The sequence below is a fragment of the Gordonia sp. NPDC003424 genome (assembly GCF_053588655.1).
The window spans coordinates 1-18,638 of record NZ_JBSFQJ010000010.1 but is presented as its reverse complement, the minus strand read 5'-3'; the positions used below and the strand labels follow the sequence as shown (position 1 = coordinate 18,638).

Annotated in this window: 13 protein-coding genes; 4 read left to right on the top strand and 9 right to left on the bottom strand. The window is 67.8% G+C overall.

What is annotated here, in order from left to right; all coding sequences use genetic code 11:
- Positions 1–21: 21 nt before the first annotated feature.
- The 7 genes from ACWDTI_RS15880 to ACWDTI_RS15850 form a co-directional block, all read right to left on the bottom strand.
- Positions 22–4,125 carry a molybdopterin-dependent oxidoreductase gene (locus tag ACWDTI_RS15880; protein WP_449739067.1) on the bottom strand — a complete coding sequence of 1,368 codons (4,104 nt, stop codon included), beginning with the start codon at positions 4,123–4,125 and terminating at the stop codon, positions 22–24.
- A complete protein-coding gene (locus ACWDTI_RS15875) occupies positions 4,122–4,853 on the bottom strand; it encodes a sirohydrochlorin chelatase (RefSeq protein ID WP_449739066.1) in 732 nt (243 codons plus the stop codon). Before ACWDTI_RS15875 ends, ACWDTI_RS15880 begins: the two co-directional genes overlap by 4 nt.
- The gene (locus ACWDTI_RS15870) at positions 4,846–6,093 is read right to left on the bottom strand and encodes a uroporphyrinogen-III synthase (protein ID WP_449739065.1); all 1,248 of its coding nucleotides are present in this window, start codon (positions 6,091–6,093) and stop codon (positions 4,846–4,848) included. Before ACWDTI_RS15870 ends, ACWDTI_RS15875 begins: the two co-directional genes overlap by 8 nt.
- Positions 6,093–6,464, bottom strand: a complete 372-nt coding sequence (gene nirD, locus ACWDTI_RS15865; protein WP_449739064.1) for a nitrite reductase small subunit NirD — start codon at positions 6,462–6,464, stop codon at positions 6,093–6,095. Before nirD ends, ACWDTI_RS15870 begins: the two co-directional genes overlap by 1 nt.
- Positions 6,448–9,021, bottom strand: coding sequence for a nitrite reductase large subunit NirB (gene nirB / locus ACWDTI_RS15860; RefSeq protein ID WP_449739063.1), 2,574 nt, complete (start codon positions 9,019–9,021; stop codon positions 6,448–6,450). The genes nirD and nirB overlap by 17 nt, the downstream gene beginning before the upstream one ends.
- Complete coding sequence (locus ACWDTI_RS15855) at positions 9,018–10,457, bottom strand: nitrate/nitrite transporter (RefSeq protein ID WP_449739062.1); 1,440 nt, start codon at positions 10,455–10,457, stop codon at positions 9,018–9,020. Before ACWDTI_RS15855 ends, nirB begins: the two co-directional genes overlap by 4 nt.
- 404 nt (positions 10,458–10,861) lie before the next feature.
- Positions 10,862–11,479: a TetR/AcrR family transcriptional regulator gene (locus tag ACWDTI_RS15850; RefSeq protein WP_449739061.1), complete on the bottom strand. Its 618-nt coding sequence runs from the start codon at positions 11,477–11,479 to the stop codon at positions 10,862–10,864.
- A gap of 108 nt (positions 11,480–11,587) precedes the next feature.
- Between ACWDTI_RS15850 and ACWDTI_RS15845 the strand changes: the two genes are divergently transcribed.
- On the top strand, positions 11,588–12,997 hold the full coding sequence (locus ACWDTI_RS15845; RefSeq protein WP_449739060.1) for a flavin-containing monooxygenase: 1,410 nt from the start codon (positions 11,588–11,590) through the stop codon (positions 12,995–12,997).
- Between the two features lie 2 nt (positions 12,998–12,999).
- Positions 13,000–13,950: an alpha/beta hydrolase gene (locus ACWDTI_RS15840; protein ID WP_449739059.1), complete on the top strand. Its 951-nt coding sequence runs from the start codon at positions 13,000–13,002 to the stop codon at positions 13,948–13,950.
- 99 nt (positions 13,951–14,049) lie between these two features.
- Here the strand turns inward: ACWDTI_RS15840 and ACWDTI_RS15835 are convergent, their stop codons facing one another.
- Positions 14,050–15,465 (bottom strand): APC family permease, encoded by a 1,416-nt coding sequence (locus ACWDTI_RS15835; protein WP_449739058.1) that lies wholly within the window; start codon positions 15,463–15,465, stop codon positions 14,050–14,052.
- 102 nt (positions 15,466–15,567) lie between these two features.
- Here ACWDTI_RS15835 and ACWDTI_RS15830 point away from each other — a divergent pair, with 102 nt between their 5' ends.
- On the top strand, positions 15,568–16,224 hold the full coding sequence (locus tag ACWDTI_RS15830; RefSeq protein ID WP_449739057.1) for a TetR/AcrR family transcriptional regulator: 657 nt from the start codon (positions 15,568–15,570) through the stop codon (positions 16,222–16,224).
- Positions 16,221–17,348, top strand: a complete 1,128-nt coding sequence (locus ACWDTI_RS15825; protein ID WP_449739056.1) for a DmpA family aminopeptidase — start codon at positions 16,221–16,223, stop codon at positions 17,346–17,348. Before ACWDTI_RS15830 ends, ACWDTI_RS15825 begins: the two co-directional genes overlap by 4 nt.
- A gap of 103 nt (positions 17,349–17,451) precedes the next feature.
- Here the strand turns inward: ACWDTI_RS15825 and ACWDTI_RS15820 are convergent, their stop codons facing one another.
- The gene (locus ACWDTI_RS15820) at positions 17,452–18,414 is read right to left on the bottom strand and encodes a hypothetical protein (protein ID WP_449739055.1); all 963 of its coding nucleotides are present in this window, start codon (positions 18,412–18,414) and stop codon (positions 17,452–17,454) included.
- Positions 18,415–18,638 lie beyond the last annotated feature (224 nt).

Sequence of the window (18,638 nt, the reverse complement as noted above, 5' to 3'; positions counted from 1 at the left end):
TTCACATCTGCGGTCGGCTGGTCAGTACACGTCACGGACGTAACGTTTCTCGGCGGCAAGGGCTTTCACGTAGGACTCGGCGCTGGGTCCGGACAGTCTGCCGTGCTCGGCGACGATCCGCGTGAGGGCGGCGTCCACGTCGCGCGCCATCCGGGTGCGGTCGCCGCACACGTAGAAGTGGGCGCCCTCGGACAACCACCGCCAGATCTCCCCGCCCCGCTCGATCATCCGGTCCTGGACGTAGACCTTCGACGGCTGATCGCGGGAGAACGCCACGTCGAGGCGGGACAGGGAGCCATCGGCGAGCATCGCTTCGAGCTCGTCCCGGTAGTAGTAATCGGTGGCCGCGTGCTGCTCTCCGAAGAACAACCAATTGCGTGCCCGATGCCCGAGCGCGCGACGATGCGCGAGGAAACCGCGGAACGGTGCGATCCCGGTTCCCGGGCCGACCATGATCATCGGGGTGTCGGGGTCGTCGGGCGGTGCGAAATGCGCGGAACGCTGGACCCAGATCCCGATCTCGTCGGCGTCGGCGTTGTCGGCGAGGTAGGTCGAGCAGACGCCGTGGCGGGGCACCCCGTGCACGTTGTAGCGCACCGCCGACACCGTCAGCTGCACCTCACGTGGATTCTCCAGGGGGCTCGACGAGATCGAGTACTGCCGGGGGGCCAGCGGCGCGAGTACCGAGAGCCAGTCGGGCACCGACGCATCCACCGGGAACTGCGTGATGAGGTCGGCGATCTGACGGCCCCACATCCAGTCGTCGAGTGCGGCCTTGTCGTCCGGCAGCGGCATCGACCGCAGGTCCGCCGACGTGCGATCGCTGACGAAGTCGAGGACGGCGGGGGTGATCTTCGCGATCTCCAGACGATCGCGCAGCGCGGCGTGCAGCGGCATCGCCTCGCCGGCGAGGTCGACAATCGTCTCGGGGGCGAGCCCGGTGGCGTCGAGGAACGCCTCGACGAGTCGTGGGCTGTTGCGTGGCCACACCCCCAGCGAATCGCCGACGTCGTAGGAGAGCGTGCCGTCCGGCAGTGCGAAGGTCAGTCGTCGCACATCCTTCACCGACCCGGCACCGTTGAGTCGCTCATTGCGGATCAGCCTGGCGGGCAGCGGGTTCGACCGCCCGAACGAGCGCGCTGCATCGTCGCCGACGTCCGGCACCGGCACGGATCCGGTCCCGGCGAGACCGGCGTCGACGAGGACGTCGGACACCGATGTCAGCCAAGCCGAGGCGGTTGTCGTGTAGTCGGGTTCGCAGTCCACGCGATCGACGAGGCGGGTGGCGCCCAGTTCGTGGAGCCGGGTGTCGAGTTTGCGCCCGAACCCGCAGAACTCGTCGTAGGTGGGGTCGCCAAAGGCGAGCACCGCGTATCGCAGACCGTCCAGCGAGGGGGCGTCGTCGGCGCGCAGCGCCTCCCAGAGGGAGGCGGCGTTGTCCGGTGGGTCACCGTCGCCGGTGGTCGAGGTGAGCACCAGCGCGGTGCCCGCCGACCGCAGCGTGCCGGGATCGAGGGCATCCAACGATCGGGCGCGCGCCGTGATCCCGTTGTCGCGCAACCGTTCCACCACCATCGGTGCGTAGTCCTCGACGGTGCCGGTCTGCGACGCCCAGAGCACCTCGATGGTCTTGGTGGCGGCGGCGTCGGACGCATCGCCCGATCCCGCGTCGTCCGCGCGGGAGAAGGCCCCGGCGAGAACGCCGTTGACCCACTCGACGACCTCGGTGCGCAGGGGCGCGCCGGGCGGCACGACGGGGATGCCGGGCCGGGAGACGTCGGCGGCCAGTCCGGTCAACAGTCCCGAGAGATACCGTTGCTCGCCCGGATCGAGCACCGGCGGCGTCATGGCCTCGCCCAACCGGAACGCTGCGCGCAGAGACGTCCCGGTGTCTGTGGCGTCGGCCGGGACGGCCGGCGCGGTGTCGACGCGGGTGAGCGAGACGGCGCACGCCTTGAATTCCGGCTGCAGCGACGTCGGGTCGACCGCGTCGTTGGTGACGGCGTTGATGGCCAGATCCTCCCCGAACATGTCGCTCCAGTGGAAGGGGGCGAAGCAATTGCCCTCGCGCACACGGTCGGTCACCACGGCGGGCAGGATGGCACTCCCACGCCGGGACGCGACACACACCCGGTCACCCGCGGCGATCCCGGCCCGGTCGGCATCGGCGGGGTGAACCTCGACGAACGGGTCCGGGTTCAGTTTCATCAGTTTCGGCACCCGCGCCGTTTTGGTCATCGTGTGCCACTGGTGCGCGAGCCGACCGGTGTTGAGTACCAAGGGAAACGCGTCGTCCGGCAGTTCGTCCGGTGGGAGCGCGGGGCGCGCGTGGAACACCGCCCGTCCGTTGGGGGTGGCGAACACGAACCGAGGTTCGGTGCCGTCGTCGCGGGTCACCTTCGCCTGGCTGCGGCCGTCGTTGAGGTAGCGGATGGGATGGCGATCGGTGTCGTCGTCGGGCGGGCACGGCCACTGCAGCGGTGTGGTCCGCAATCGGCCGTAGCTGGCGCCGCGCAGATCGTATCCGGTTGCCGGATTCCAGAATTCGCGGATCTCGCGGAAGATCTCCTCCGCGTTCGGATAGGCGAAGGCGTCGCGATATCCCATGCGTTCGGCGATCCGGGCGATCAACTCCCAGTCGGCGAGTGCGTCGCCCGGGGGGTCGACGGCTTGTTCGAACAACGTCAGGTTCCGCTCGGAATTGACCATGACACCGTCGGACTCGGTCCACATGGCCGCCGGGAGCGTGACGTCGGCGTAGGCCATGGTCTCGTTGTCGGCGAACACATCCTGGACGATCACCAGATCGCAGCGCTCGAGCGCCTCGATGACCCTCGACCGGTTGGCCACGCTGGCAACGGGATTGGTGCAGATGATCCAGCAGGCTCGGATCTTTCCCTCGCGCATCTCGTCGAACATCGCGATGGTCCCCGGCCCCACGTCGCTGCGGATGCTCTGTGGCGGCAGGCCCCATTTCTCCTCGACGAACCGCCGGTCGTCGGCCGAGGTGACGCTGCGTTGCCCGGGGAGTCCCGGACCCATGTAGCCCATCTCGCGGCCGCCCATCGCGTTGGGCTGGCCGGTCAGGGAGAACGGTCCGCTGCCCACGCGGCAGATCGCGCCGGTGGCCAGGTGCAGGTTGCAGATCGCATTGGTGTGCCAGGTGCCGTGTGTGCTCTGGTTGAGACCCATTGTCCAGCAGCTCATCCAGTTGCCGGCGGCGGCGATGGCCGCGGCCGCCTGCCGGATCGCGGTTTCGGGCAGCCCGGTGCGGCGGCTGACCTCGGCGGGAGAATAATCCGCCAGGAACTCGGGCATCTGTTCCCAGCCGTCGGTGTAGGCGTCGATGAATTCCCGGTCCACGGAACCGGATTCGACGAGCAGGTGCAGCAACCCGTTGAGCAGCGCGAGATCCGTGCCGGGTGCGATCTGCAGGAACAGATCGGCCTTGGCCGCGGTCGCGGTGCGTCGTGGGTCCACCACGATCAGGGTGGCACCCGCCTTGACGCGTTCCATCATGCGCAGGAACAGGATCGGATGGCAGTCGGCCATGTTGGACCCGATCAGCAGGAACAGGTCGGCGTGATCGAAATCCTGGTACGAGCCCGGCGGTCCGTCGGCGCCGAGGCTTTGTTTGTAACCGGTTCCGGCGCTGGCCATGCAGAGCCGGGAGTTGGACTCGATGTGGGTGGTACGGAGAAACCCCTTGGCCAGTTTCGTCGCCAGATACTGGGACTCCAGCGACATCTGGCCCGACACGTAGAGTGCGACGGAGTCGGGGCCGTGTTCGTCGGCGATGGCCCGCATCCGGTCGGCGGCGTAATCGATTGCCGTGCCGATGTCGACGGACTCGCGCCGGGCATCGCGGCTGCGCCGCAGGCCGGCCTTCTCCATACGCCCCGACGCCGAGAGCAGATCGGCGGTGGTCGAGCCCTTGGTGCAGAGTCGGCCGAAGTTCGTCGGATGGTCTCTGCGTCCTACCGTTTTGGTGATCACCGGGCGTGTGTCGGCGGTGCCGGGGCCGACATGCAACACCATGCCGCACCCCACTCCGCAGTACGCGCACAGGGAGTTGACCGTCCGCGCGGGCGTGGTGGCGGAGGCGATCTCGCCGGTGCCGGTCATCGCACCGTCCCGATCGAGCGGCGGTCGAGGCCGGCGACGGCCTCGGCGTACCGGGATGCGATCAGTGCGGCGATCCGTGGATCGGCCCCGAGTGGCGCGCCGACGCCGTCGGCCCCGCACGACGTGAGCCGATCGTGGAACAGGCCCGGCGCCAACAGGTATGACGCGATGAACACCCGACGACGGCCGGCGGCGCGCAGTGACCGCACGACGTCGGCCACGCGGGGTTCGCCGGTGGCGATGTAGCCGACCGGGACGTCCGTACCGATCTGCTGCGACAACAGGCGCGCGGCATGGTGCACCTCCGCGCGCGCATGCGGGTCGGAGGATCCGGCGGCCGCGAGCACGACCGCATCACCGTCGCGACGGCCGGCGGCCCGCAGTCGGTCGGCCAAGATCGTGGCCAGCACCGGATCCGGACCGAGGTTGCGGCACAGGGTGACATCGCGATGACCGCTGCGCGCGATGTGGTCCGGGATGTCTCGGCGCACGTGATATCCGGCGGCCAGGAAGGCCGGCAGGATGACCGCCGGGCGGCTGGTGTCGGACAGGATCTCGCTCGGCGACGGTCCCAGCACGTCGACGAATGTCGTCCGGGTCGGACCGATCAGGGAGCCGACCTGTTCGGCGATGCGCCCGATGGTTTCCACGCCGTGCATCGACCGCGTGCCGTGGGCGACCAGGATCGGTTGCGGGGTCTCGTCGGGTTCGGGATGGCGGTCAGTCATCGGAGTCGTCATCGTCGTACTCGAGGTCGACCGCGAGGCGGTAGCCGCGCTTGACCACGGTCTGGATCATCTTCGAATCACCCAGTGCCGAACGGAGTCTGGTGACCGCCATCTCGACGGCGTGCGTGTCGGTGCCGCCGCCGGGCAGCTCGGTGAGCATGGTCTGCCGTGAGATCACCTGTCCGGGAACACGAGTCAGTGTCCGCAGCAGGGTCATGCTGGCCCCGGTAACCGGCCGGTAATCGCCGTCGACCACCACGCCACCGGCGCGGATACCGACGTCGTGGCCGGCCACCCGCAGGGTCAGCGCGCGTCGCGGCAGTTCGTCGGCGATCAGGCGGACCAGCGCACCCAGGCGAAACCGGGTCGGCTGCATCGTGGGGACCTGCAAGGCGTGCAACGGCCCGGCCGTCACGTTCCCGACGCACATGGCCGGGACCGCGGTGCGCATCGCGTGCAGAAGGGATTCCAGGACGCCCATCCGGTTGGCCTGACCCAGCATCGAGGCAACGGCCGGGGCACTCGTGAACGTGATCGCGTCGAGATCCCGGTCGATGATCGCGGTGATCATCCGCGTCATCGGCTCCGGGTCGTCCGGCGGTGTCCAGCGATACACCGGGATGGGGATGACCTCGGCGCCGGCCTCCCGGAGCACCTCGCAGAGATCGGGCAGCGGTTCCCACTCGGTGGTGGCACCGTGCAGTTGCACGGCCACACGCAACCCGGCGACACCCTCGGAGAGCAGCTCGCTGATCAGCTCACTCGACGACTCGCCCGGCGGCGACCACTGCTCGCGCAGCCCGGCCGCCCGGATCGCACCCTTGGCCTTGGGCCCGCGAGCGAGCAACCGCACCCCGCCCAACGTCTCCACCAGCTCGTCGGCCAGACCCCATCCGTCGGCCGCCTCGACCCACCCGCGGAAACCGATCCCGGTGGTCGCGACGAGGATGTCCGGTGGGTCCTTGAGTGTGGTCTGCGTCGACCGCTCGAGTTCGTCGTCGTCGACGAGCGGGATGATCCGGATGGCGGGGGCGTGCAGGACACCGGCCCCCCGACGTTCGAGGAGCGCGGCGAACTCGTCGGCGCGCCGCGCGGCGGTGACGCCGATGGTGAATCCGGTCAGCGATTTCTCTGCCGTGGTCGAGCCCGCTGTGGTCGAGCCCGCGGTGGTCGAGCCCGCTGTGGTCGAGCCCGCTGTGGTCGAGCCCGCCGTGGGCGGACCGGGTTGCTGCGAGGTCATCAGCCGCCGCCCACCTCGACGACGACGTCGTCGACGACCCGGATCGGGTAGGTGGTCAACGCGACCGTCTCATCGTCGAGACACACCCCGGTGTCGAGGGAGAACACCTGCTTGAGCAGGGGAGATGCCACGGTCGGGACACCGGACCGGTCACCGACGATGCCGCGTGACATGACCGCGGCCCGGCCGAACGGATCGATGTTGTCGACGGCGCGCAGTTCCGGGTTCGCCCGGTCGGCGGAGAGACGGAACACGGCGATCTGGGTGTCGCCGACCAGGGCGGCCACACCTCGGCCGACGGTCAGGTCGTCGAGGTGGGATACCGCGACCCAGGTGCGTGTCGATGACGGGGCGTCATCCAACGTGGTCATGAGTGCTCTCCTTGAGTTCGATGGCGGAACCGACGGACGGGGAACCGAGCAGGACAGGGACCTTTCGTCCCGATGATTCGTCGAAACCGATGGTCGGATCCGGCGTGTCGGGGGCGTTGACGAAGGATACGAATCGGCGCAGCTTGTCGTCGTCCTCGAGGACGGCGGCCCATTCGTCGCGGTACCCGTCGACGTGCCGGGCGACCGCAGCTTCGAGGTCACCGGCGATACCCAGGATGTCGTCGCAGACGATCTCCCGCAACCGGTCGAGTCCGCCGGTGAAGCTCTCCTGCCAGGGCGCGGTGCGCTGCAGGCGGTCGGCGGTGCGGATGTAGAACATCAGGTATCGGTCGATGTAGCGGATGAGCGTGTCGTCGTCGATGCCCGATGCCAGCAGCTGGGCATGCCGGGGGCTCTGACCGCCGTTGCCGCCGACATACAGATTCCATCCGTTCTCGGTCGCGATGACGCCGACATCCTTGCCGCGGGCCTCGGCGCACTCGCGCGCACACCCGGAGACGCCCAGCTTGAGCTTGTGCGGAGAGCGCAGACCCCGGTACCGGTGTTCGAGTCGGACCGCCATCGCGACGGAATCCTGCACGCCGTAACGGCACCAGCTCGAGCCCACGCAGCTCTTCACCGTTCGCAGGCTCTTGCCGTAGGCGTGTCCGGACTCCATGCCGGCGTCGACGAGGCGACGCCAGATCTGCGGCAGCTGTTCGACGCGGGCACCGAACATGTCGATGCGCTGGCCGCCGGTGACCTTGGTGTAGAGCCCGAAGTCCTTGGCGATCTGCCCGATCACGATGAGCTGATCGGGGGTGACCTCGCCGCCGGGCATCCGCGGAACCACCGAGTAGCTGCCGTTGCGCTGCAGGTTGGCCAGGAAATGGTCGTTGGTGTCCTGCAGTGCGGACTGTTCGCCGTCGAGGATGTGGTCGCTCGACGTCGACGCCAGGATCGAGGCCACGGTCGGTTTGCACACCTCGCAGCCCTTCCCGGTGCCGAAGCGTGCGATCAGCTCGGAGAAGGTGCGAATCCCGGTGGCCGCGACGACGGAGAACAGCTCGGCGCGGGACTGGGTGAAGTGCGCGCACAGTGCGGTCGACAGTTCGACGCCGGAATCGGCGAGCAGCCGGGTGATCGACGGGACGCAGCCGCCGCAGGTGGTGCCTGCCGACGTGCACAGCTTGACGTCGGCCACGGTGCAGGCGCCGTCGGCGATCGCACCGCAGATCGCCCCTTTGGACACGCCGTTGCAGGAGCAGATCTCGGCGTCGTCGGGCAGCGCTGAGAGCCCGATGCCCGCACCGTCGCCGCCGGCCGGGGCGATCATCGCGGCCGGGTCGCCGGCGATCTCCCGGCCCACCATCGGCTTGAGCGTCGCGTAGGCGTCGGCGTCGCCGACGAGGATGCCGCCCAACAGGGTCGTCGCATCATCGGAGAGCACCAGCTTCTTGTAGGTGCCGGCCACCGGGTCGGAGTACACGATCTCGAGGGCGTTCTCGGTGACCCCCATCGCGTCGCCGAAGCTGGCCACGTCCACGCCGAGCAGTTTGAGCTTGGTCGACATGTCCGCGCCCGGGAACCGGGTGTCGTCGACGCCGAGGATGCCGTCCGCGGCGATCTCGGCCATCGTGTAGCCGGGGGCGACGAGACCGTAGCACCGGCCGTCGACGGCGGCCACCTCCCCGATCGCCCAGATCGCGGGATCGCTTGTGCGGCATCCGGTATCGGTGATGATGCCGCCACGCGCGCCGACGTCGAGTCCGCATCCGCGCCCGAGCGCGTCCTGTGGCCGCACGCCGGCCGAGAACACCACGAGCGCGGCGTCGAGCACGGTGCCGTCCGACAGGGTGACCGCGAGCAGGTCGGAATCGGGCGCGTCGGCGATGGCGGTGGTCGACACCCCGGTGTGCACGTGCAGTCCGAGACCGGTGACCAGCGAGGCGAGCAGCGCGCCACCTCCGTCGTCGACCTGCAGCGGCATCAGCCGCGGCGCGAACTCGACCACGTGAGGCGTCATCCCGAGCAGACGCAGGGCGTTGGCCGCCTCGAGTCCGAGGAGACCGCCGCCGACCACCACACCCGGCGCACCGGGTGCCGCCGTCTCGGCGGTCGCGCGGATGGCGTCGAGGTCGGCCAGTGTCCGGTAGACGAAGCTGCGCGGATTGTCCCGGCCGTCCACCGGCGGCACGAACGGATACGATCCGGTGGCCAAAACCAGTGCGTCGTAGTCGATCTCGTCGCCCGATGACGTGGTGATCCGTCGGCTGTCGCGATCGATGGCGGTCGCCGATTCACCGAGCCGGACCTCGACGAGGTCGTCGTCGGGATAGGCGTTGCCCGCCAGGGCCATCGAGGTCGGGTCCCAGGATCCGACGTAGCTCGACAATCCCACCCGGTCGTAGGCGGCGATCGGCTCCTCGCTGAGAACGATCACGCGGAATCGATTGTCGGCGTCGCGTTTCCGCAGTTCCTGCACGAACCGGTGGCCGACCATGCCGTGGCCGACAACCACGCAGGTCGACGATGCGGGTGCGGTCGCGGGGCTCATACGTGCGCCCCGGGTGCCGGGGTGTCGGCGGTTGCCGGGGCGGCGACCGCGATGTCGGTGGTCTCGTCGTGCAGGACGATCTCCCGGCGTGCGTAGAAGTACCAGGTGGTGATCGCCGCGATCACGTAGAACCCGAGGAACACCCAGAACGCTGCGGTGGCAGACTGATTCGCCTTGTAGCTCGAACGCAGCACCAGGTTGATCCCGACACCGCCGAGGGCACCGACCGCGCCGGCGATACCGATCAGCGCGCCCGACATCTTGCGCGACCAGACGACCTTGCCCATGGGGTTCAGGCCGGTCAGGCCGCGGGCCTTGTGCTCGAAGACGGTGGGGATGATCTTGTACACCGATCCGTTGGCGATGCCCGAGATGAGGAACAGCAGGATGAAGCCGACGATGAACGCGACGAGCTGTGGGGTCTCGATCCGGTGCCCCGGGTGCCCGTCGGCCACCGTGCCGGAGATCACCAGGATGGCCGACGACGCGATCATCGCGCCGAAGCAGACGAGGGTGATCCGGCCGCCGCCGAAGCGGTCGGCCAGCTTGCCGCCGTACGGCCGGGCGATCGACCCGAGCAGCGGCCCGATCCAGGCGATCTGCGCGGCGGCGAGCGCGGGGGTGGCGGCGCCGGAGGACTTGAAGCTGATCTGGAGGACCTGCGAGAACGCGAAGCTGAATCCGATGAACGAGCCGAAGGTGCCGACGTAGAGCAGCGAGATCAGCCAGGTGTCCCGATACTTCAGGCAGTCGACCATGGATCGGTAGCTCGCGGTCTGATGATCCAGGTTGTCCATGTAGATGGCCGCGCCGATGCCGGCGAAGGCCAGGGCCACCAGGTAGATCGCGCACACGATCTCGGGTTGATCGCTGGCCAGCCAGATCACCAGCAGGCCGACGAGCTGGATCACCGGCACCCCGATGTTGCCGCCGCCGGCGTTGAGTCCGAGCGCCCAGCCCTTGAGGCGGTGCGGATAGAAGGCGTTGATGTTGGTCATCGATGACGCGAAGTTGCCGCCGCCGAGGCCGGTCAGGGCCGCGACGAACAAGAACCAGCCGAAGCCGAACGAGCCCGGATTCATCATCAGCATCATCACCAGGCCGGTGGGGATGAGCAGCACCACCGCGGAGAAGATCGCCCAGTTGCGGCCGCCGAACTTGGCGGTGGCCTGGGTGTAGGGGATGCGCAGGCAGGCACCGACGAAGGTCGCCGTGGCCGTGATGGTGAACTTCTGATCGAGGCTGATCCCGTAGGCGGGCGACATGAACAGCACCATCACCGAGAACAGCGACCAGATCGAGAACCCGATGTGTTCGCAGACGATAGACCAGGTCAGGTTGCGCCGGGCGATCTGGGCGCCACCGGAGTCCCAGGCCTCGCGATCCTCGGGATCCCAGTCGGTGATGTGATGTTTGCGCGTTTGGACATAGCTCATGAGGGCGGCTTCCTGACGATGAGGTGGCTGGGACGCCGCGGCCATCGGTGCCGGCGGGCGTTGGTAGAGACAGTAAGGATCGGCTATTTCGACGAGTTTGCATCGCGTGACCGGTCCGTCACGGTCTCCTCACGGGCATCCGATCGGCCGTGTGAGCAGAACGCGGCGCGCCGGATCGCCGCTCACCAGCGGTGACGGCAATGTCCGTCCGGTTGGCGCGGGCTGTTCGGGCTCGATGTCGCGGTGTCGAAAACCGTTGACCTGGGGACGAATTCAGCGCCGCGGGGCGGCCGGTTGTGGAATGGATCACATGTCTGGTGTGGGATGGCTCACAGTTGCCGACGATGTCGCCGAGCCCGGATGGCCGCGGCCGGAGCGGCGCATTCGGGCGCGCGCCGGGGCGGTCAGTCTTCCGGCCGGGCCCGCAGCGCCGACATCACGTATCGGCCGAGATACCGTAGGACGGCCTCGCCGTCGTCGGGATCCACCGTCTCGCCCGGCACCGTCCCCAGACTGATCAGCACGCGCGCCACCCACTCGGACACCTCGACGAGGTCGTGGTCGGGATGGATCTCTCCCCGGTCGGCGGCCGCCTCCACGTAGGGGCGCCAGAACAGTGCGAGATCGGGGACGAGGCCGCTGACCCCGGCCCCCGCGCAGGCCGCGAACTCCTCGGGTTCGGTGGTGCGCAACCGCAGGAGCAGTGCACCCGGATCGTCGTAGGCGCCGCGGCCGATCCGCACGCCGGCGGCGATCTGCCGGTCGAACCCCTCGATCTCGTCGAGTTCGACTTTCGCATCGGCCCAAAAGGATTCGTTGAGCCGGACGATCGCCGCGCCGATGAGTGTGGGTTTGTCCGGGAAGTGGCGATACAGCCAGGCCCGCGACACCCCGGCGGTCTCGGCCACCTCTTGCATCGTCGTCGACCGGATTCCCTTGTCGGCGAGCAACTTCTCGGTCGCATCGAGTAACCGGGCGCTGACCTTGCCGGTCGGCCGCTGCTCGGTGATCGCCTCGCCCACGCTCGCACCCTAGCAAATCGACGGACAATTCCGGCGAAGCTGTTTACCTCGACCGCCCGATGGGGTAGACAGATGTAGGAATCTGTCTACCCCAGCGGATGGGAAATAATGACCACACAGCGACCCACCACCGCCATCATCGGTGCGGGCATCAGCGGTCTCACCTCGGGAAAGATGCTCGCCGACTACGGCGTGCCGTACACCTGCTTCGAGTCCTCGGACCGGATCGGCGGCAACTGGGCCTTCGGCAATCCCAACGGCCACAGCAGCGCCTACCGTTCGCTGCACATCGACACGTCGAAGCATCAGCTCTCCTTCCGCGACTTCCCGATGCCGCCGGAGTATCCGGACTTCCCGCACCACACCCAGATCAAGCAGTACCTCGACAGCTACGCCGACGCGTTCGACCTGCTCGACGCCATCGAGTTCGGCAATGGGATCACCCACGCCGAACGCCTCGACGGTGGCGGGTGGGAGCTGGAAACCCAACGCGGAGAACGACGACGGTTCGATCTGCTGGTCGTCGCCAACGGGCACCACTGGGACCCGCGGTTCCCCGATTTCCCCGGCGAGTTCACCGGCACCACCATGCACGCGCACCACTACATCGATCCCGCCACGCCCCATGACTTCTCCGGCAAGCGAATCCTGGTGGTGGGTCTGGGCAACAGCGCCGCCGACATCGCGGTGGAACTGTCGTCGAAGGCTTTGGACAACACGCTGACCCTGTCCACCCGGTCCGGTGCGTGGATCGTGCCCAAGTACTTCGCCGGCAAACCGGCCGACAAGTACTACCACACCTCGCCGTACATCCCGTTCTCCTGGCAGCGCAAGTTCATGCAGGTGATGCAGCCGATGACCGCAGGCCGCCCAGAGGATTTCGGCCTCCCGACGCCCAATCACAAGTTCTTCGAAGCACATCCGACGCAGTCGGTGGAGTTGCCGCTGCGACTCGGATCGGGCGACGTCATCCCCAAACCGAATGTCTCACTGCTCGACGGGCAGACCGTGCACTTCGATGACGGCACCTGCGATGACTTCGACATCATCATCTACGCCACCGGTTACAACATCACCTTCCCGTTCTTCGACCCCGACTTCATCAGCGCCCCGGACAACCGGATCGACCTGTACAAGCGGATGTTCCACCCGGGCATCGACGGTCTGATCTTCGCCGGTTTCGCGCAGGCCACCCCGACGCTGTTCCCGTTCGTGGAGTGCCAGGCCCGCCTGGTGGGCGCATACGCGGTCGGGCAGTACCGGTTGCCGTCGACCGACGAGATGCGCCGGGTGATCGCCGAGGACATGGCGTTCTACACCGGGCACATGCTCGACCGCCCGCGCCACACCCAGCAACTCGATCACTATCTCTACGAACACAATCTGCGCGCCAGGGAGATCCCGGCGGGGCGTCGCCGGGCCGCACTGCAGGGCGGGCACCGTTGGGCCGGTGTCGGTGTCGGTGTCGGTGATGCGCCCGAGCCGGTGGCCGTCGGCGTGCAGGCGGGAGGGGAGTGACGATGAGCCATTCGACGGTGACCTTCGATTCGCACGGAACTCCCTGCGACGCCTGGTTTTTCGCGGGACCTGAGATCTCCCCGTTCGACGGCCCGGACGGACGGCCGGTGGTGGTGATGGCGCATGGTTTCGCCGGCACCAAGGACTCCGGGCTCGAGCCGTACGCGCAGCGACTCGCCGATGCCGGTCTCGCCGTTCTCGCCTTCGACTATCGGGGCTTCGGTCTCTCGGGAGGTGAGCCGCGGCAACGGATCTCGATGTCCGGACAACAGGACGACTTCCGCGCGGCGATCGAGGCGGCCAAGGGGCAACGCGGGGTTGACGCCGAACGCGTGATCCTCTGGGGCGTCTCGCAATCGGCCGGGCATGTGCTCATCGTCGCCGCCGACCGCACCGATGTCGCCGCGGTCATCACCGTGGTTCCGCTGGTCAACGGGCTCGCCGCGGGGGTGCATCACTACCCGCAGGTGGGCGCGGCGTCGATGGCGCGATCCACCGTCGTCGGGATCGGCAGTGCGATCGCCGGGAAGCTCGGCCGGCCGGCGACGATGATGCCCGTCGTCGGACGCCCGGGGGAGAAGGCTGCACTCACGTCGCCGGGCTTCTACGAGGACTACCTCGCGATCGCCGGGCCGTCGTGGCGCAACGAGGTCGACGCGTCGATCGGGTTGGAACTCGGGAGTTTTCGCGCCGACAAGGCCGCGCACCGGGTCACCGCACCGGTGCTGATGCAGATCGCCGACGTCGACCAGGGCGCCCCGCCACACGCGGCGGCCAAGGCCGGCTTCGCGGCGCGGGCCGAGGTGCGGCACTACCCGTGCGATCACTTCGACATCTTCGACGGCAAGGAGTGGTTCGAACCCGCAGTCGCGCACCAGCTCTCGTTCCTGAGCCGGCACCTCGCGCCGAACCGCGCGGTGCTCGGAAACGTCCGAGCGACGGTGGGCGAGTAGGCTGCCTCAGCGTTCCTCCCCCGAAATGCGCGCTTCCCCCGCAGCCGACGGGCATGCGGGGGAAGTACACATTCGTGGGGGAGGAGCCGCGACGTCGGCTCAGATCTCCTCGTGGATCGGGTCGGGCAGCGTCCAGCGCTCCCCGCGCCGCGGGTGCAGGTACAGAGCGTAGTAGAGAACTCCGACGACCATGGTGACGACGGCGACGGCGAGCTGTGCCCACGTCGACGGCGTCAGCAGCTCGTAGCACACGTACAGGCAGATCGCGACGACGACGAGCGGGGCGAGCGGCCACCACCGCATCTGGTAGCCGCGGCTGCGCGCTGCGCCCTTGCGGCGCAACCGAAGAGCAGAACCCGAGACGACCAGGTAGACGATCACGGTGCTGGCACCGGTGGCGATCAGCAGCCAGTCCATCGGGACGAAGCTCGCGGTGATCGCGGCGACGGCGCCGACGAACAGTGTTGCGACGATAGGGCTTTGCAGCTTCGGGTGCACCTTGCCGAGCACATCGTCGATCGGTCCCGGCCATGACCGGTCACGCGCCGAGGCGAACAGCAGGCGGGCGATCTGCAGGATGATCGCGATGACGGCGTTGATGATCGCGAGCGCGATGCCGATGCTGACGATGACGTTGAGGGTCTCACCGCCGCGGGCGATCAGGAAGTAGTTCATGGGGGTCTCCGACGACAGGAGATCCGACATCGACGGGCTGCCCAGGATGACCGCCATGAGCGGGATCATCTCGACGGCCACGGTCACCGCCAGCGACACCATGATGACGCGGGCGATGGTCTTGCCGGCGTTCTTGGTCTCCTCGACGTAGTACACGGCGGCGCCGTAGCCGTTGTAGGCGAACAGGGCGACCGGGATCATCGTCACGATGGCGGCGAAGCCGACGTTGCTGAGCACGCCGTCGCTCATGGCCTGGGCGTGGAAGAACTCGCCGGGCCCGCGGGAGATGTTCATGAAGCCGAGGACCGCCACGATCGCGACCGCCGCGATCTCGACGACGAGGAACAGTCCGGTGACCCAGGCATTGGTGCGGATGTTGAGGGTGGCGATCACCGTGGTCACGAGGATGACACCCACGCCGATCCACTTGCCGGACAGCCCCGACCACGCCACGCCGAGGTATTCACCCGTGCCGAGTGCGATGACCGCGATGATGAACACGCCGCTGACCAGGGTCAGCAGGAAGGTCGCGAACCCGAGCGGCTTGCCGAGGAGCCGGGCTGCCCAGGTGTACTCGCCGCCGGTGATCGGATACGTGGCGGACAGCTCGGCGTAGCACATGCCGACGAAGACGGCCGCGACCGCCGCGATGGCCATCGTGATCACCGAAGCGCCGCCGACGCCCAGCAGGATCGTCGGAATGATGATGAACACGCTCGATGCCGGCGTGACCGACGACAGCGTGATCAGGATGTTCTCGCGCATCGTCAGGCTGCGCGAGAGCTGCTGCTCGTACGCCGTCCCGGCGACGGGCGCAGTGCGCGAATTGAGGTCGGTCATGGAAAACACCTTTCTTTGACTGGTCAATCAAAGAATGGTTTGGTTATGATGTCAACCACTATCGATGAAGAAATGTGAAATTAACTTGTCAGGCAGGTGACCATGGCTCGACGCAAGGATCAGGCGGCGGCGCGGGAAGCGATCGTGGCCGCGACGCTGGTGGCGATCCGTGATCGTGGATTGTCGTCGTTGCGGATCGCGGACATCGCGGAGATCGCGGGCGTCTCCACCGGAACGGTCCACTACTACTTCGGCGACTTCGAATCGCTACTCAAAGAGGTGCATCGCCTGGCCAGTGACCGTTTCTTCGCGGCGCGGCTCGATCTGATCGGCCGATACGACGACGCGCGTGAACGCCTCGGTGCGATGATCGCCGCGGGACTACCGCAGTCGGCCCAAGACGCGCTGGTGGCCGCGCTCTATCAGCTCGACTCGCACATGGGATTGCGCGCCGACCACGCCATCCTGGTCACCGCCCTCTACGACAAACAGGTCGCGCTGTACCTGGGGATTCTCGAAGTCGGTGTGGCACAGGGGCATTTCACGCTGTCCGAGCCGTCGGTGGACGTCGCCAGCAATCTGGTGACTCTCGAGGACGGTTACGGACTGCACATCATTTCCAAGAACGCGTCGATCACCTACGACAAGGCCGTACGACTGATCGGCTCCTACGCGCGCACGGCCACCGGCTGCGCCGACATCGACCCGACCGACTCCGACATCCCGTCGGCGCTCCAGAACGAAGGACAGAACCCATGAGCCGCAATCGTATTCGAGATCTCGGCGTCAACCTCCCGGGTACCCCCGGACCCCTCAACGCGATCACCGATGTCGCGGGTCTCGAGGTCGGGTACGCCACGCTCAACGCCGGCGACGGACCGCTTCGGTCGGGCGAGGGGCCGGTGCGCACAGGTGTCACGGCGATCCTCCCTCGCGGTCGAGACGGTGTCGGCCGGCCCTGCTCGGCAGGATTCCACTCCCTCAACGGCAACGGCGAGATGACCGGCGTGCACTGGATCCAGGAGGTCGGTGAGGTCTCGCTGCCGATCACCATCTCCAACACGCACGCGGTCGGACCGTGCCACGCCGGCGTTGTCGAGTGGATCAACGAGGTCGACCCGACCCTCGGGCGCCAGTGGCTCCTGCCGGTGTGTGCCGAGACATGGGACGGCTACCTCAACGACATCAACGGCGGCCACGTCACCACCTCGGTGGTGCGGTCGGCCCTCGACGCCGCGCGACCCGGGCCGATCGCCGAGGGCAATGTCGGCGGTGGCACCGGCATGAACTGCTACGGCTACAAGGGCGGCAGTGGAACGTCGTCGCGCGTCGTCGACTTCGGGGCGCAGTCGTTCACCGTCGGAGCCTTCGTGCAGGCGAATTTCGGCTCGCGGCATGAGCTTTCGATCGCCGGCAGCCCGGCCGGTGCGGTGGCCGACGTCCCGTGCCCGATCGAACAGGACGACTGGCTGGACCGCGAGCTGGCCGTGCCCGGCGGCGCCGGATCGGTGATCATCATCGTCGCGACCGACGCGCCGGCATCGCCGAAGCAGTGCGAGGCCATCGCCCGGCGGGTACCCATGGGCCTGGCCCGCACCGGCACCACCGGATCGTTGTTCTCCGGCGACCTGTTCCTCGCTCTCTCGACCGCCGACGACCGACCCTCCACGACCGGCTTCCCGACCGCGGGCACCTCGGACCTGGAGACGGTGACCCGCACCGAGATGCCGTGGAACCGCATGGACGAGGTCTACGCGGCAGCCGTGTACGCCGTCGAGGAGGCGGTGCTCAACGCCCTCGCCGCCGCCGAGGACATGATCGGCCGCGACGGCCACCGGTCCTTCGCCCTCCCGCACGACGTGATCCGGGCGGCGGTGCGCTAGCCTCGCACCGGCCCGTTGGCCGTCGTCAACCGTTCTTCCCCCCGCTTTGCGAGAACCCTCCACGAACTAACGGAGGGTTCTTGTAAAGCGGGGGGAAGAACGTTCAGCCGAGGATGCCGCCGGCTTTCAGCGCCGCGATCACCTTGGCGTGCAGCACCTTCGGGCGCTGCGAGTCCGACCATGTCCAGCGGACCATCGACGGGCCGGTCGCGCGGATCGCGTCCTCCCGCAGCTTCTCCTGGTAGATCACGTCCTCTGGAAGGCGGTCGCCGAACGGGTTCGAGCGATGGTATTTGAGCCGGCCGTCGAACTCGCCGACGACGCGGAGCACGCCGTGTTTGTCGCGCCAACCGAAGTCGCTCCGCACTGTCTTCATCCGTCCGTCGAGATCGATCACGATCTTCACCTGCAGTTCCGGTGGTGGGATCAGTGGGCAATCAGCGAGGACGAGCCTGCTCACCGACTCGCCGACACTTTCGGACAAGCCGTCTGCCAACGTCAACGCGGTACGAAGCAGGCCGGCGCCGCGGTGGCGACTGAGCAGGCGCACCTCCGCGTCGAGTTCCTCCGTTGTGACCCCGAGGTGTAACCCGGAGTCGAGGACGCAGACCGCTTGTTCCAAGGTGGGGCTGGTCCGCGCGACGTCGCAGACCGATCGCGGCCGCGACGTGAGCCTGACGCCGTCGTCGACGACGATGGCCGAGTCGGCGAGTTTTGCCTGGTGGACCACCCCACGGGCTATCGTCTTACCCGTCGTCGCGGACGTGAAATGCACTTTCGAGAAGTCTGGCCGCAGCATAGGGATGCGATGCAGTGCGGTCGCAGACTCGTGGCTCAGCGTCCGGCCCGGTCCGCCGTTGCGAGCGGCGGCGATGACCGTCGCCCGGTAGCGCTCCAGCTTGGCGGCGTGGGTCTGCGTCGTCGCCGCCGGGAGGTACGCGCCGTGCCATACGCGTTCGCGGACCCCGGCCTTGACCTCCTGTTGTAGCGCGGCATCGGTGCCGCCGCCGGCGATTGTCTCGGACCGGAACATGAGGTGTTCGACGCCGATCTCGAAGTCGTTCATGCCGTTTGATCATGCCCGCGATCGCCGACGAGGCTCAGATTCCATCCACAGGCCGCCTCCGGGCTGTGTCCGGGCTGTGCAGTCGCAACTTCCCCCTCCCGCTTTACAACAACTCTCCGTGAGTTCGGTATTTGTCAACCTGCCTGAGACAGGTCGGTTACTGGGTTCTTCTTCGGTTTGGTCGGTTTGTGGTTGATCCCGACGATTGCCGGGACGACGGGAGC

Excerpts from the sequence above, each read along its gene's own strand:
- ACWDTI_RS15880 (WP_449739067.1), bottom strand. The coding sequence starts at position 4,125 with ATGACCGGCACCGGCGAGATCGCCTCCGCCACCACGCCCGCGCGGACG.
- ACWDTI_RS15875 (WP_449739066.1), bottom strand. The coding sequence starts at position 4,853 with ATGACTGACCGCCATCCCGAACCCGACGAGACCCCGCAACCGATCCTG.
- ACWDTI_RS15870 (WP_449739065.1), bottom strand. The coding sequence starts at position 6,093 with ATGACCTCGCAGCAACCCGGTCCGCCCACGGCGGGCTCGACCACAGCG.
- nirD (WP_449739064.1), bottom strand. The coding sequence starts at position 6,464 with ATGACCACGTTGGATGACGCCCCGTCATCGACACGCACCTGGGTCGCG.
- nirB (WP_449739063.1), bottom strand. The coding sequence starts at position 9,021 with ATGAGCCCCGCGACCGCACCCGCATCGTCGACCTGCGTGGTTGTCGGC.
- ACWDTI_RS15855 (WP_449739062.1), bottom strand. The coding sequence starts at position 10,457 with ATGAGCTATGTCCAAACGCGCAAACATCACATCACCGACTGGGATCCC.
- ACWDTI_RS15845 (WP_449739060.1), top strand. The coding sequence starts at position 11,588 with ATGACCACACAGCGACCCACCACCGCCATCATCGGTGCGGGCATCAGC.
- ACWDTI_RS15840 (WP_449739059.1), top strand. The coding sequence starts at position 13,000 with ATGAGCCATTCGACGGTGACCTTCGATTCGCACGGAACTCCCTGCGAC.
- ACWDTI_RS15835 (WP_449739058.1), bottom strand. The coding sequence starts at position 15,465 with ATGACCGACCTCAATTCGCGCACTGCGCCCGTCGCCGGGACGGCGTAC.
- ACWDTI_RS15830 (WP_449739057.1), top strand. The coding sequence starts at position 15,568 with ATGGCTCGACGCAAGGATCAGGCGGCGGCGCGGGAAGCGATCGTGGCC.
- ACWDTI_RS15825 (WP_449739056.1), top strand. The coding sequence starts at position 16,221 with ATGAGCCGCAATCGTATTCGAGATCTCGGCGTCAACCTCCCGGGTACC.
- ACWDTI_RS15820 (WP_449739055.1), bottom strand. The coding sequence starts at position 18,414 with ATGAACGACTTCGAGATCGGCGTCGAACACCTCATGTTCCGGTCCGAG.